Source organism: Janthinobacterium sp. SUN120, assembly GCF_030397735.1.
Lineage (GTDB): Bacteria > Pseudomonadota > Gammaproteobacteria > Burkholderiales > Burkholderiaceae_D > Janthinobacterium > Janthinobacterium kumbetense.
In genome coordinates, this window is the sequence record NZ_JAPUBW010000002.1 from 1,765,425 (window position 1) to 1,778,965 (window position 13,541).

Sequence of the window (13,541 nt, forward strand, 5' to 3'; positions counted from 1 at the left end):
CCTGAGCCACTCCTGCGGGAGTGGCTTTTTTTCGCCTAACGTTTTTTCACTTTCGCAAAACGGTAAGGCACGGCTTGCTCTGCGCCAAACACTTGCGCGCTGCCACTTCCCAGCGGCAACATGACCCGCCGGCCATCCTGCAGCAGCAAGGCAAGGTCGGCGCCGGGAAAGCGCTGCGCCAGCAGTGGATGGGCTTGCCGCTCGATGGGGGCGGCGTGAATCACGATGCGGTAATCGCTCTCGCCAAAGTCCAGCAGCAGCGCGGGAAGCGCTTCAAGCCCCGGCAGCGCCGTGATGCGCAGGCGCGCGCTTCCCTTGACGAGCTCGAAGGCCGACCACAGGGGCAAGGTGCGCTGCGTGGCGCCGATCTGCAGCAGCGGCGCGTGGCGCGCATCCGCCGACGTCAGCACGATGTCAGGCTGTTCTTCCGGCACGGCGCCATCGATGGCCAGCAGCCAGCCCCGGTAGCGTATCAACGCGCCCTGCGCGACGGCCGTGACAGACCCGCCCTGCGCCACCGGTTCCTTGCCCGCAGGCAAGCGCAATGGCGCCGCCTGCGCCGAAAGGCCGATCCCCCACACCAGCGCCGCCATCGCTGCCATCGCCGCCTTGCCCATGCCGCCTCCCCTTGCGCGTGAAACGTATTCATAACACAAGTATGGCAACAAGCCCCTGCGGCGCCTCAAGGCAGGAGCGCCGGTGCTACAATTGGCCCCTAGCGGGCGTACTTACCCAGCGCGCCTTCCCCCTCCCAGACTCAGACCGCTATGCCACCAGACTTGCGCACGACCTACGAACTCGGTAACCACAACCAGACCACGACCTGGCTGGAATGCATCACCTTCTATCAAGATCTTGCCGCACGCTATCCGCAGGTGCTGCACTTCGAACAGATCGGCCTGTCCGACTCGGGCGTGCCCATCCACGCTGGCGTCGTCAGCGCGGACGGCGTGTTTGACCGCGAGCAAATCAAGCGCGCAGGCCGCACCGTATTCTTCAACAATAACGGCATCCACCCGGGCGAACCGGAAGGCATCGACGCCTGCATGGCCATCGTGCGCGACCTCTGCACGCAGCCGGAACGCCTGGCGGCGCTGGGCAGCACGGTATTGCTGTTCATTCCGATCTACAACGTCGATGGCAGCCTGAACCGCGCCAACACGTCGCGCGTGAACCAGGATGGGCCGGAGCAATTCGGTTTCCGCGGCAACAGCCGCCATCTGGACTTGAACCGCGATTTCATCAAGTGCGACAGCCTGAACGCGCAAGTGTTCAACCGCCTGCTGGCCAGCTGGGACCCGGACGTGATGGTCGACACGCACACGTCGAACGGCGCCGACTATCCGTACACGATGACCCTGATCCACACGCAGACGGATAAGCTGGGCAATGGCCTCGGCCCCTTCCTGCAAGACACCATGCTGCCGCACATCTTTGCCCAGATGGAAAACGCTGGCTGGCCCACCTGCCCGTACGTGAATCCCGTCAAGGACAGTCCCGACCACGGCATCGCCGAATTTCTCGAAGTGCCCCGTTTCTCGACCGGGTTTGCGGCCTTGCATCACGTCATTGGTTTCATGCCGGAAACGCACATGCTGAAACCGTTTGCCGACCGCTACGCATCCATGCGCGCCCTGCTCGACATCACCATGGCGTTCACGGTCAAACATGGCGAACAGATCAAGCAGCTGCGCGCGCAAGCGAAGGCGGCCGGACGCACGCAAGCCGCATGGCCGATCCACTGGGCCATGAATGAAGAACAGCCGTCGACCTTCCCCTTCAAGGGCTATGCGGCGCAATACACGCCGAGTATCCTGGGCGACTACCAGCGCCTGTCGTATGACCGCTCGCAGCCGTGGGAACGCGATATCAAGTATTACAACCGCTTCGATGCGGACGTCACCGTGGCCGCGCCAAAAGCCTATATCGTGCCGCAAGCGTGGCGCGAAGTCATCGAACGGCTGCGCTGGAACGGCGTCGAAATGAGCCGCATCACCACCGAACAGACGATAACGGCGCGCTACTACCACATCACCGACGTCGGCACGCGGGCCACGGCCTACGAAGGCCACATGTTCCACGACAATGTGGAACTCGAAGCGCGTACGGGCCAGTTCACCGTGCAGGCAGGCGATTATGTCGTCAGCCTGGACCAGGACAACGCCCGCTACGCCGTGGAAACCCTGGAGCCGCAGGCGCACGACAGCTTCTTCCGCTGGGGTTTCTTCAACAGCGTGCTGGAGAAGAAAGAAGCGTTCTCCGATTACGTGTTCGAAGACATGGCATCCGAGCTGCTGCGCGACGAGCCGGCGCTGGCCGCCAAATTCGCCGAGTGGAAAGCAGCGAATCCGGCCCTGCTGAGCAATCAGGAAGCCGTGCTGAATTTCATCTTTGCACACTGCCAGCGCTTTGCCGAGCCAGAATGGCGTAGATATCCCGTGATTGCCCTGATGTAAATCAAGGCTGTAGCGACTGCAACATCCTGGCGCCGCATCGGAGACCCCGGTGCGGCGCCTCTTTCTGTGCCCTACCCACAAGGTAATCCCATGCACTACGCACTGAACCTGCGCACCTTTATTTACAGCCATTATTTTTACCTGGGCTTGCGCGTTGCCATCGGTCTCGTCGGCCTGGCCTTGCTGACCCAGGAAATCAGCGACAGCGCCACCGCGATGACGGTGTGCATCGGCGCCCTGTGCACAACCCTGATGGACATGCCCAGCCCGCTGCGCCACAAGTTCAATGAGATGCTCGCTTCCGTGCTGCTGTGCAGCGCCGTCACTTTGCTAATCAGCCTGTGCGGCCCCGTGCAGTGGCTGTTGATGACGGTGCTCGTGCTCGTGAGTTTCCTCGCCAGCATGATGGTGGTGTACGGCAAGAAATCCATGCCCTTGCAGCTGGCCACCCTGTTCATCATGACCATGTCGATGGAGCACCAGATGACGTGGCAGCAATCGTTCCACCATGCGGGCCTGTTCATGCTCGGTGGCCTCATCTATCTGGCCTACGCCATGGCCATCGCCTGGGTCTTGCGCCACCGCATCAAGCAGCAAGTGCTGGCCGAAGCCCTGTTCGAACTGGCCGCCTACATCGACATCAAGGCCGATTTCTACGACACCCGTTTTAACCTGACGGAACAGTTCAACAAGCTTGTGCGCCATCAAAGCATCCTGGCCGACCGCCAGCAGGCATCGCGCGACTTGATCTTGCGCAGCCACAAGAACAGCAAGGATGCTATCGTCGTGCAGGTGCACGTGTGCATGCTGGATCTGTATGAACTGATACTCTCCACGCACACGGATTACGCGCTGCTGCGCCAGCACCTGGCGGACTCCGACGTGCTGAAATCCTTGCACGACCTGGCTTACAAGGCGGCGCGCGACATCGAAGCCGTGGCCTACGCCGTCACGCGCAAGCGCGCCTCGTATGCGCAGATCAGTTACGACAAGGAATGGGCCGATATCGAAGAGGAAATTGCCCGTCTGCACGCAAAAGGCGATGCTGCGCAGGAAGCGCTGGCCACCCTGCGCGCGCAGCGCAACAAGATCCGCGCCATTCTGAAAATGATCGCGGAATTGCACTTGGCCAGCCAGAAAGTGTATGACAACGTGCCGTTCTGGAGCGGCGCGGACATGGCGCCGTTCTTGTCGCAGCAGAAATACGAACTGAAAACCCTGCTGTCGAATCTGCGCCCGGACTCGCCCGTGTTCCGCTTCGCCCTGCGCGTCTCGATGGCCATCTCGGTGGGATTGCTGATCGGACACTGGCTGCCATATGCGGCGCACAGCTACTGGATCGTATTGACCATCGTCATCATCTTGCGCCCCACGTTCAGCATGACGCGCCAGCGCCGCGCCGACCGCATCATCGGCACCATCATCGGCTGCATCATCACGGCCATCGTGATCCGCTTCGTGCACAGCAATATCGTGCTGATGGCCATCCTGTTCCTCTCCATCGTGGCCACGCCCACCTTCATCTATTTGCGCTACCGCTACACGGCCATCGCCGTGAGCCTGATGATTCTGCTGCAAATGCACCTGGTGGCGCCCAGCAACCCGAACCTCGTCAGCGAGCGCCTGATCGATACCCTGATCGGCGCGGCAGTGGCGACCGTGTTCAGCTTCGTGCTGGCCAATTGGGAATACCAGAGCCTGCCACGGCTGGTGCGCCAGGTGCTGAATGTGAATGTGAGCTATATGCAGGCCAGCTTCGCGCTGCTGCAGGGGAAATGTTTCGATGACTTCGCCTACCGCATTGAGCGCAAGCGATTGATGGACAGCCTGGCTGCGCTCAGCTCGGCGCTGGTGCGCATGCTCGATGAACCGGCCAGCAAGCAGCGGGCCGTGGAAGACATCAACCTGTTCATCGTGCAAAATTATTTATTGGTCGCCCACGTGGCGGCGCTGCGCTCCATCCTGGGCCGGCATGCCAGCCAGCTGCCCGTCGCGCCCGTCAACGCCCTGCTTGGCCACAGCCATACGCAAGTGTGTCTGACCCTGTCGCGCGCGCTGGAACAGCTCGACAACCAGGCCGCCATCAGCGCCCCGCTGGCAGTGCCTGCCGCGCCGCCCGTCAGCGACGTGGCCTGGTCGGGCTGGCCTCTGGTGCAGCGCCGCATCCGCTTGTTACAGGCAGATGCGGACAAGATCGTGATACATAGCGCGGCGATCGTGCATATTGTAGCACCGCGCTAAGCTGGCGCAACTTACTTCAGATACTGCTCAAACCAGCCGATGGTGCGCTTCTGCAAGTCGCGCTGATGCTCGGGCTTGCGGAAGGAATGGCCTTCGCCGTCGTAGATGAACAGGCTGGACGGCACGCCCATGGCGCGCAAGCCGTGCCAGAATTCCAGCGACTGGGCAGCTGGCGTTTCCACGTCGCGCTCGCCCACGTAGATCAGGGTCGGCGTCTTGGCCGCCTTGATCGATTCGATGGGTGAAGCCTTGCGGTAGACGGCCGGATTGTCATACGCGGAGGCGCCAAAGAACGGGATCATCCACTGGTTGATGCCGTTCTGGCCGTAATAGCTGATCCAGTTCGACACGCCTGCACCCGCCACGGCCGCCTTGAAACGGTCGCTATGCGTGACGCCCCACATGGTCATGAAGCCGCCATACGAATGGCCGATCAGGCCCAGGCGGTCCCCATCGATGGGCGCCACTTTTTGCGCGGCATCAATGCCGGCCAGGATGTCGCGCCAGTCGCCGCCGCCGAAGTCGGCCATGTTGGCGCGCGTAAAGGCCTGGCCCTGGCCAAAGCTGCCGCGCGGATTGGGCAGGAAGACGAAATAACCCTTTTGTGTCAATTCGTGGATCAGGGTGCTCGCTCCCACGTAACGGGGCGAGGCGGCGGCGCCCGGGCCGCCATGCACATTGACGACCATCGGGTAGCGCTTGCCTGCGTCCGCCTTCAACGGCCCCAGCAGCCAGCCTTGCACCTTGTATTGCTCGTTATTCCAGCCCACGTTCTGCACCGTCAGTTGCGGCGCAAAACCGTCATTGTCGCGCGTAATCTTTTTCAGCTGGCCCACCGGTCCCGCCACCAGGTAGCTGGCGTGCGTGAAATCTTCCTGAGCGGCAGCGGCGTGACGCCCATCGGCGCTGAACGACAGGCGGCCATCGCTGCCGCTGCTGCTGAGCTCACCGAGCAGCACAGGCCGGGCCGGGCCGCTTTGCGCATCGATGGGCACCAGCGCCAGCTGCGAGTCGATCAGGGCCGTTGCCAGCAAGCCGGCGCCGCGCCAGACGACGCCATTGAAGGTGCCGCGATAGTCTGGCGTGAGATTGCGCGGCGTGCCGCCGGCCAGCGGTACGGTGTAGATATCGCCGCCGATGGAGCCGAAATCGCTCATCAGGCCGCCGATGAAGACCACCGTCTTGCCGTCCGGCGAGACCGAAGGCAGGTTCAGCTGCATGGCCGGCGACGCGATCACGCGCAGGGCGCCCGTGGCCGCATCAATATGGCTGAGCTTGGCGACCCACCAGTTGCTGTCGCCATTGCCTTGCGCGCTGGTGGCGACAAAGCCGCGGCCATCGGGCGTCCAGCTGTATTCATACACATAGGTGTCGCCTGGCGACAGCAGACGCGGCTCGCCGCCGCTGGCCGGCACGACGGCGATGCGCTGGGCATCGTCTTCGCTGCCCACTTCGCCCACCTGGCGCGCACCCGCCTCGACGGCGCCGGCCAGCTTGCGCGCACCCACCGTCGCGAGCAGGGCTAGCTGCTTGCCATCCGGCGACCAGCGCGCCGTACTGGCCACACCTTTGATGCTCGTCAATATCTGGGCTTGCGCCTGTGTCATCGTGGCCAGGTACAGATGCGCCATGCCCGCCTTGGCATCGTAGCCAACAAAGGCCAGCTGCCTGCCATCCGGCGACCAGCTGGGCTTGTCGTACGAGCACACGGCGCAAGGGTCGAATTGCTGCACGATGGCGCCGTTGGCGGCGTCGCGCACGACGATGGCCGCATGCGGGCGCTGCGGCTGTTCACCGGCCTTGCTCGATTCGATGGCGGCGATGCGCTGGCCGTTGGCCGACAGGGCAACGGCGCGGTAATCGCGCAAGGCCGGCTCGGTGGCAGGAGCGGCCTGTGCCAGGGTGCCCAGAAGGCTGCTTGCCAGCAAGCTGCAGGCGGCCAGATCAGTTATTTTCATCATGTAAATTCCGGTTAGAAATAAAAAAAACCGCCGGCAAGCGCGGCGGTTTCGGATGGAACAGACTGCATTAGCGGGCCTTCTTGCCCAGGTGCGAATGCCGCATGCTGTACAGGAAATAAATGGCCACCGTCACCGCCATCCACACACTGAACACAACGAACGTCGTATGCGGCAAATCGCGCATGATGTACAGGCAAGCGAGCACGCTGAGGCCAGGAATCACGTACGGCCCGAACGGCACGCTGAAGCCTTCGATGCGGTTCGCGCCCTGCTTGTGGCGCAGCACGGGCACGGCGATCGACACCACCATGAAGGCTGTCAAAGTACCGATGCTGACCATGTCCCACAAGTAAGTCGCATCGACGGAACCGGCCACCACGGCCACCACCAGGCAAACGATGATCGTATTGCTCACAGGCACCAGGGTGCGCGGGTGGATCTTCTGGAACGACTTCGGGATCAGGCCGTCGCGGCTGACGGCAAACAGGATGCGCGTCTGGCCGTAGATCGTCACCAGGGTCACGCTGAAGACGGAAATGACGGCGCCGGCCGACAGCACCAGCGCGGGCCAGGTCTTGCCCGTGACGTTTTGCAGGATCACCGCCAGGCCCGCTTCCTGGCCTTCGAACAATTTCGCCTGCTGCGCGCCGAGGGCGGCCACGGCCACCAGCAAATAAAACACGGTGACGATGAGCAAGGCGCCAAGAATGCCGCGCGGCACATTGCGCGTGGGATTTTTCACTTCGTCACCGGCCGTCGCCACCGTATCGAGGCCGATGAAGGAGAAGAAGACGGTGCCGGCCGCCGCCGTCACGCCCGTCATGCCGGCAAAGCCCTTGCTATTGTCGGTATTGAAGAAGGGGAAGAAATTGTCGGCATTGAAGCCGGAAAACGCGATGACGATGAAAAACACGAGGATCGCCAGCTTGATGATGACCATGATGGCGTTCATCAGAGCCGATTCCTTGGCGCCGCGCAGCAGCAAAAAGCCGCACATGCAAATCAAAAAGATGGGCGGCAGGTTGATGTGGCCGGCATGAAACTCCATGCCATGCGGGCCAGAAACGATCATCGGCGTGCGCAGCATCTCGGGAATATGCCAGCCGAAGGCATTTTCCAGGAAATTATTCAGGTAGGACGACCAGCCGATGGCCACGGCACTGCCCGCCAAGCCGTACTCCAGCAGCAGACAGGCGGCCATGATGAAGGCAAGAAACTCGCCCACGGTGGCGTAAGCAAACGAATACGAGGAGCCGGAGGCGGGAATGCGGAACGACAGCTCCGCATAGCACAGGGCCGTCAGACCGGCCGTGATGGCGGCGATCAGGAAAGACAGGACGACCGATGGGCCCGCCTTGGGGACGGCTTCGACCATGGTAAAGAAAATGCCCGTGCCGATGGTGGCGCCCACGCCGATCATGGTGAGGGAAAACAGGCCGATGGACCGGCTCAAGCCACTGCTGCTGAGGCCTTCACCATATTCGACCGTGGTATCGATCGGCTTGGTGCGGCAAAGTTTCTGGACCAGGGTTTGGCTCACTAGCATTCCTTTATGAGGCATGCACTTGAACACCTGCCAAAACCTACTGCGCGTCGTGATTTGCGGCCTGCGATGCTCACTGTGCATTCGCACAGCTGCGCTTCTTAGCCACAACTCGCATCCGCTCGCTACGGTTTTGTCAGGTGTCGTTCGAAACATGACGGGTAAAAACACTTAAAAACGGCGCTCCGGCCCTACCTGGCAAAAAACCGGAAAGATCGCGTCCATTTTCAAAACTAAGCGATTATAGGGCTTTCATCGGTTCAGCTAAACAGAACTTTGATGCAAGGAAACAACGCCAGGCGTGCGCCATCAAACGCGCACTGGCGCTAGGGGAACATGGAATGGCCAATATGAAAGAAAAAGCGCGCCGCTGCAAGTGCAGGGGCGCGCTTTTGATTCAGCTCAACTAGGCTGGGTTACTTCTTGCCGTGCGGCACATCGGCCGGCGGCCAACCCGCTTCGTAGCCTTGCGGCACGTCATCGCGGCGGTCTTTCGGCGCCAGGCCCAGCGCGTAGTACAGCACCGTCAGCAGGATCAGCCAGGCCGGTCCCACCATCAGGGCGATGCGCGTATCGGGGAAATACGCCATCAGGCCGATCACCAGCGCCAGGAAAGCCAGCGAAATCCAGGAACCGTAGGGCGCGAACGGCATGCGGAAGGCCAGGTTCTTGATTTCCAGCGGCGTCAAGGTCTTGCGGAACTGGATTTGCGTGACGAGGATCACGCCCCAGGTCCAGACGGCGCCGAAGGTGGAAATCGAGGTGACCCAGATAAACACTTTTTCCGGCACCAGGTAGTTCAGCAGCACGCCCAGCAGCAGGGCAAACACGGATACCAGGATGGCGCGGCGCGGCACGCCGCTGGCCGTGGTTTCCGCAAACGCCTTCGGCGCCTGGCCTTGCAGGGCCAGGTTGTACAGCATGCGGCCCGTGCTGAAGATACCGCCATTGCACGACGACAAGGCTGCCGTCAGCACGACGAAGTTGATGATGCCGGCGGCCGTCTTGATGCCCAGGCGTTCGAACGTCATGACGAAGGGGCTGCCGGTGGTGCCGATTTCATTCCATGGGTAAATCGACAGGATGACGAACAGTGCGCCGACATAGAAAATCAGGATGCGCCAGAACACCGAATTGATAGCGTCAGGAATCGATTTCTTCGGGTTCGCCGCTTCGCCGGCCGTCAGACCGATCATTTCCACGCCCAGGTAGGCAAACATCACCATCTGCAGCGACATCAGCACGCCCTGCGCGCCATTCGGGAAGAAGCCGCCATGCGTCCACAGGTTGGAAATACCGATGGCCACGCCGCCATTGCCGAAACCGAAGATGATCATGCCCGTGCCGCCGACGATCATCAGGATGATGGTGACCACCTTGATCAGGGCAAACCAGAATTCGAATTCGCCGTAGGCTTTCACGGCCAGCAAGTTGATCGCGCCCATGGAGCCGAGGGCCGCCAAGGCCCAGATCCAGCGCGGCACGTCGGGGAACCAGATACCCATGTAGATGGCGACGGCGGTAATTTCCGCCACGCACGTGACCAGCCACAGGAACCAGTAGTTCCAGCCCGTCAGGTAGCCTTGCAGGGGGCCCAGGTAATCCTGGGCATAGCGGCTGAAGGAACCGGCCACGGGATTGTGCACGGCCATTTCGCCCAGCGCGCGCATGATCATGAAGATGACCGCGCCACCGATGATGTACGACAGCATGATGCCGGGACCGGCCATCTTGATCGCATTGCCGGAACCCAAAAACAGGCCCACGCCAATCGCGGCGCCCAGCGCCATCAGGCGAATCTGCCGCTCGCCCAGGCCGCGGTGCAAGCCTTGTTCACTCGTTTTCATTACGTGTCTCCGTTTTTTTCTTGAATACACCGATCCCTCCACCCCAATGGCGGTTCCGCTCTTGCTGGAAAGGAGGAAAAGGCGAGCCGGCGACAGGCGCCGGCATGCTCAGCTGATCAGGCCAGTTCGGCGATCAGTTCGATCTCGACGCAAGCGCCCAGCGGGATTTGCGCCACGCCGAAGGCGGAGCGGGCGTGCTTGCCGCTGTCGCCGAAGACTTCGACGAACAGTTCCGAGGCGCCATTGGTCACCAGGTGCTGTTCCGTGAATTCGGAAGTGGAATTGACCAGGCTCATGACCTTGACGATGCGCTTGACCTTGCTCAAGTCGCCGCCGCACGCGTCTTGCAAGGTGGCGATCAGTTCGATGGCGATGCCGCGCGCAGCGATCTTGCCTTCTTCCGTGGTGACGTCCTTGCCCAGTTGCCCCACCCAGACCTTGCCATCCTTCTTGGCCAGGTGGCCGGACAGGAAGACGGTGTTGCCCGTGCGGGCATGCATCACGTAGGCGGCAGCTGGTGCGGCAACGACTGGCAATTCGATGTTGAGGGCTTTGAGTTTTTCGTAAAACGACATGCTATTTCTCCAAGAAAACAATATAAGCGAAACCAAAATTCATGCACGGCAGGGCACGGAGGATGACGCCCTGGCAGCGCGGCAGTGACCGACAACAGTGCCAGATTAAACGTCATCATATTGGTGAACCAGCAGTTTTAGTTCACAAATAGGCCCGGTTATTCAGTGGATTATACCGACAATCAAACAAAATTCAGCATCGGTTCATGAAGCATGCTCTCCAGGCATCGAGCGTGTATTTTTTCATTCAATTATCACTTATGCAATGTCAAGCCCTCCGGGTCAAGGTTTATCGCCTCCAGAAATGCCTTGTCATGCGAAACCACAAGTAACGCCCCCTGATATTGCAGCAGCATCTGCTCGAGCGCCTGCAGGCTGGCCAGGTCCAGATGATTGTCGGGTTCATCTAACAGCAGCAATTGCGGCGGCGTCTGCGCATACAGTTCGGCCGCCAGCGCCACCTTCATGCGCTCGCCCCCGCTCAGCAAACGGCTGGGCATGGTGGCGCGCGCGCCGGCAATGCCCAGCAGCGCCAGCCGCGTGCGCAACTCGCCTTCCGGCACAATGCTGTTGCGTTCCTGCAAACGTTGCACGGTGCTCCACTCGCCGTCTTGCAGCCCAGCATGCTGGTCCAGCCAGGCCACCTGCGCATGGCAGCGCAGCGCGCCGCTGGCGGGCGCCAGCTGTCCCGCGATCACGCGCAGCAGGGTCGACTTGCCGCTGCCATTGTCTCCCGTCACGGCCAGGCGGCGCGGGCCGCTCAGCACCAGGTTGATGGCGTGCGTCTGGCCATGCGGCAAGACCAATGCGCGCAGCTCCAGGATCAGTTTCCCGTTCGGCACGCCACTCCCGGGCGCCAGCAGCAGCCGTTCGGCCTCGGGCGCGCAGCGGGCGCTGGCGTCCATCACCCTTTGCTGGCGCGCCTGCTGCGCCTCTTGCGCGCGCACGCGCAGCCTGCCCTGGCTATCCTGGCTTTTCTCCTTTTTCGCGTCCAGCAGCAGCTTGCTTTGATTGCCTTCGCGGCCCTCGCGCTCACCGCGCGTCACCCGTTTCTGCTGGCGTTCGGCCTGCTGCTGCGCCTCGCGCTGTTCGCGCCTGGCGCCGGACTTTTCCGCCTGCAGGACGGCGGCGTAGCCAGCCTGCTCCAGCGCGCGCTGCTGCGCAAACATGGCGTAATTGCCGCCATAGCTGCGCAAGCCCTGCGGCGACAGCTCGACAATTTCATCGACGTGCTGCAGCAAGCCGCGGTCATGGCTGATCAGCAGCAAGCCGCCCGGCCAGCGCGCCATCTGCGCCACCAGGCGGGCACGTTGATGGACATCAAGGTGGTTGCTCGGCTCATCGAGGACCAGCCAGTCCGCCTGCGACAGCCAGGCGCCTTGCAGGGCAATGCGCTGGCGCTCGCCACCGCTCAGGCCAGCCGTCGGCGTGTCGGCATCGACATGAGATAAATCAAGCGCGTCGAGCGCCTGGCGCAAGCGCGCATGGGCATCCCAGCGGTCTCCCACCAGGGCGTAGTCGGCCTCGTCGACGCTGCCTTCGGCGATGCGCGCCAGCGCCGCCAGTAAGCTGGCCACGCCGGCGAGGGCCGCCACGGTGGGATAGCGCTGCGGATCGAGTTCCTGCGCCACGTAATGCACGACACCGTCACAGCGCACGGCGCCAGAAGACGGCTGCTCCTGGCATGCCAGCAGGCGCGCCAGCACGCTCTTGCCCACACCGTTATCGCCGACGAGGCCGATACGTTGCGGGGCAAACGCGAATTGCAAATCGGAAAACAGGGTGCGGCCATCGGGCAGCGCGAAGGAAAGACGGTCGAGTTGTAGTAATGCGGGCATGGATACTCCTTGTACGTGCAGACAGGGCTGGCGAACCCGCGCGGCGCAAAGGCGCTGTGGCGGGAAGGGCGAGGCCGTGCACAGCACGGCAGTATCAATGGCGCATGTCGAAGTGTCCGGAATGAATAGTGGAAGAAACCGGAGTTTAGCAGAAGATGAAAGCTATTGCCCGATGCGGGCCACGCGGAATTTTTGTCATATCGATCAGCATTTGTCGCACAGATTCAATCTTATTCTCCACGGCTGCGGTATTTTTCATCTTGTCGCAAAGCAAGAATTTCATCGTCTGTCCATCGCAGCGGTGGAACCCGATGCTGGAGCGGCATTCGATGGCAAGACGATGTTATGCGCGAGTCATGCAATGGCTTCGCAGCAGGACTTTTCTTATCAGCATGTTTCCCTGAGGAAATTTCCAATAGAGACGCCTTTCCCGAATCCGCGCAAGGATGCAAGCGGAAAAGAGGGGCGATTATTTATGATTAGCAAATGAAGAGGTGTCGGTATGTTTAATTATCCACGTAGTGGCCCGGCGCGGCGCACAAACCAGCTGGCGATGGCAGCCGCTGCGCTGCCTGCGCTGCCTGCCATGCGTCCCGCCATCCTGGTATGCCTGCTGGGTATTTTCTCCCCTGCCTCCCAGGCAGGCCTGGGCGACATCATCTCGCCGGCCCAAGGGTCCGTCGCCGACGCCAGGGCCATGCATGCGCGCTCCTTTTCAACCGTCCTGGACGCATCGGCCTCGACGAGTTTGCCGTATTCCAGCCACAGGATAGTCCTGCCCGATGGCGGCGTCGCCACAGAGTTTGCGGATGCAGGCGGCTTCGTATTCGCCGTGTCGTGGGCCGCCCCGACCATGCCTGACCTGGCATCCCTGCTGGGCGCCTACAAACCCTCCCTCGATCGCGCCCAGGTCGCCCAGCGTTCGTCGCGGATTCGTTCGCCGCGCCTGCTCAATGCCACCGCCGGCGACTGGACCATCGTTTCAAGCGGACACCTGCGCGCCTATTCGGGCTACTCCTACCTGAGTTCCCGGCTGCCGGCAGGCTTCGACCTGGCGACACTGCGCTAAGCGCCTCTCCC

General features: G+C 61.8%; 10 protein-coding genes. 4 read left to right on the forward strand and 6 right to left on the reverse strand.

What is annotated here, in order from left to right:
• Positions 1–35 precede the first annotated feature (35 nt).
• Complete coding sequence (locus O0879_RS17685) at positions 36–617, reverse strand: hypothetical protein (RefSeq protein WP_289917778.1); 582 nt, start codon at positions 615–617, stop codon at positions 36–38.
• A 150-nt stretch (positions 618–767) separates the two neighbouring features.
• Between O0879_RS17685 and O0879_RS17690 the strand changes: the two genes are divergently transcribed.
• Together O0879_RS17690 and O0879_RS17695 are read left to right on the forward strand one after the other, a co-directional pair.
• Complete coding sequence (locus O0879_RS17690) at positions 768–2,456, forward strand: M14 family zinc carboxypeptidase (protein WP_289917779.1); 1,689 nt, start codon at positions 768–770, stop codon at positions 2,454–2,456.
• A 90-nt stretch (positions 2,457–2,546) separates the two neighbouring features.
• Complete coding sequence (locus O0879_RS17695; RefSeq protein WP_289917781.1) at positions 2,547–4,697, forward strand: FUSC family membrane protein; 2,151 nt, start codon at positions 2,547–2,549, stop codon at positions 4,695–4,697.
• An 11-nt stretch (positions 4,698–4,708) separates the two neighbouring features.
• On the opposite strand, the gene O0879_RS17700 is transcribed toward O0879_RS17695, so the two are convergent.
• The 5 genes from O0879_RS17700 to O0879_RS17720 form a co-directional block, all read right to left on the reverse strand.
• Complete coding sequence (locus tag O0879_RS17700; protein ID WP_289917783.1) at positions 4,709–6,658, reverse strand: S9 family peptidase; 1,950 nt, start codon at positions 6,656–6,658, stop codon at positions 4,709–4,711.
• A gap of 67 nt (positions 6,659–6,725) precedes the next feature.
• A complete protein-coding gene (locus O0879_RS17705; protein WP_077408823.1) occupies positions 6,726–8,198 on the reverse strand; it encodes an amino acid permease in 1,473 nt (490 codons plus the stop codon).
• 419 nt (positions 8,199–8,617) lie between these two features.
• Complete coding sequence (locus tag O0879_RS17710) at positions 8,618–10,048, reverse strand: amino acid permease (RefSeq protein ID WP_099666226.1); 1,431 nt, start codon at positions 10,046–10,048, stop codon at positions 8,618–8,620.
• Positions 10,049–10,164: 116 nt separating this feature from the next.
• Complete coding sequence (locus O0879_RS17715) at positions 10,165–10,623, reverse strand: RidA family protein (RefSeq protein WP_076571881.1); 459 nt, start codon at positions 10,621–10,623, stop codon at positions 10,165–10,167.
• A 254-nt stretch (positions 10,624–10,877) separates the two neighbouring features.
• Entirely contained in the window at positions 10,878–12,461 is a 1,584-nt protein-coding gene (locus O0879_RS17720; RefSeq protein WP_289917786.1) for an ATP-binding cassette domain-containing protein, read from the reverse strand.
• Positions 12,462–12,558: 97 nt separating this feature from the next.
• Between O0879_RS17720 and O0879_RS17725 the strand changes: the two genes are divergently transcribed.
• Positions 12,559–12,951, forward strand: coding sequence for a hypothetical protein (locus tag O0879_RS17725; protein WP_289917787.1), 393 nt, complete (start codon positions 12,559–12,561; stop codon positions 12,949–12,951).
• Between the two features lie 12 nt (positions 12,952–12,963).
• Entirely contained in the window at positions 12,964–13,530 is a 567-nt protein-coding gene (locus tag O0879_RS17730) for a DUF2844 domain-containing protein (RefSeq protein WP_289917789.1), read from the forward strand.
• The last annotated feature ends 11 nt before the right edge of the window (positions 13,531–13,541 follow it).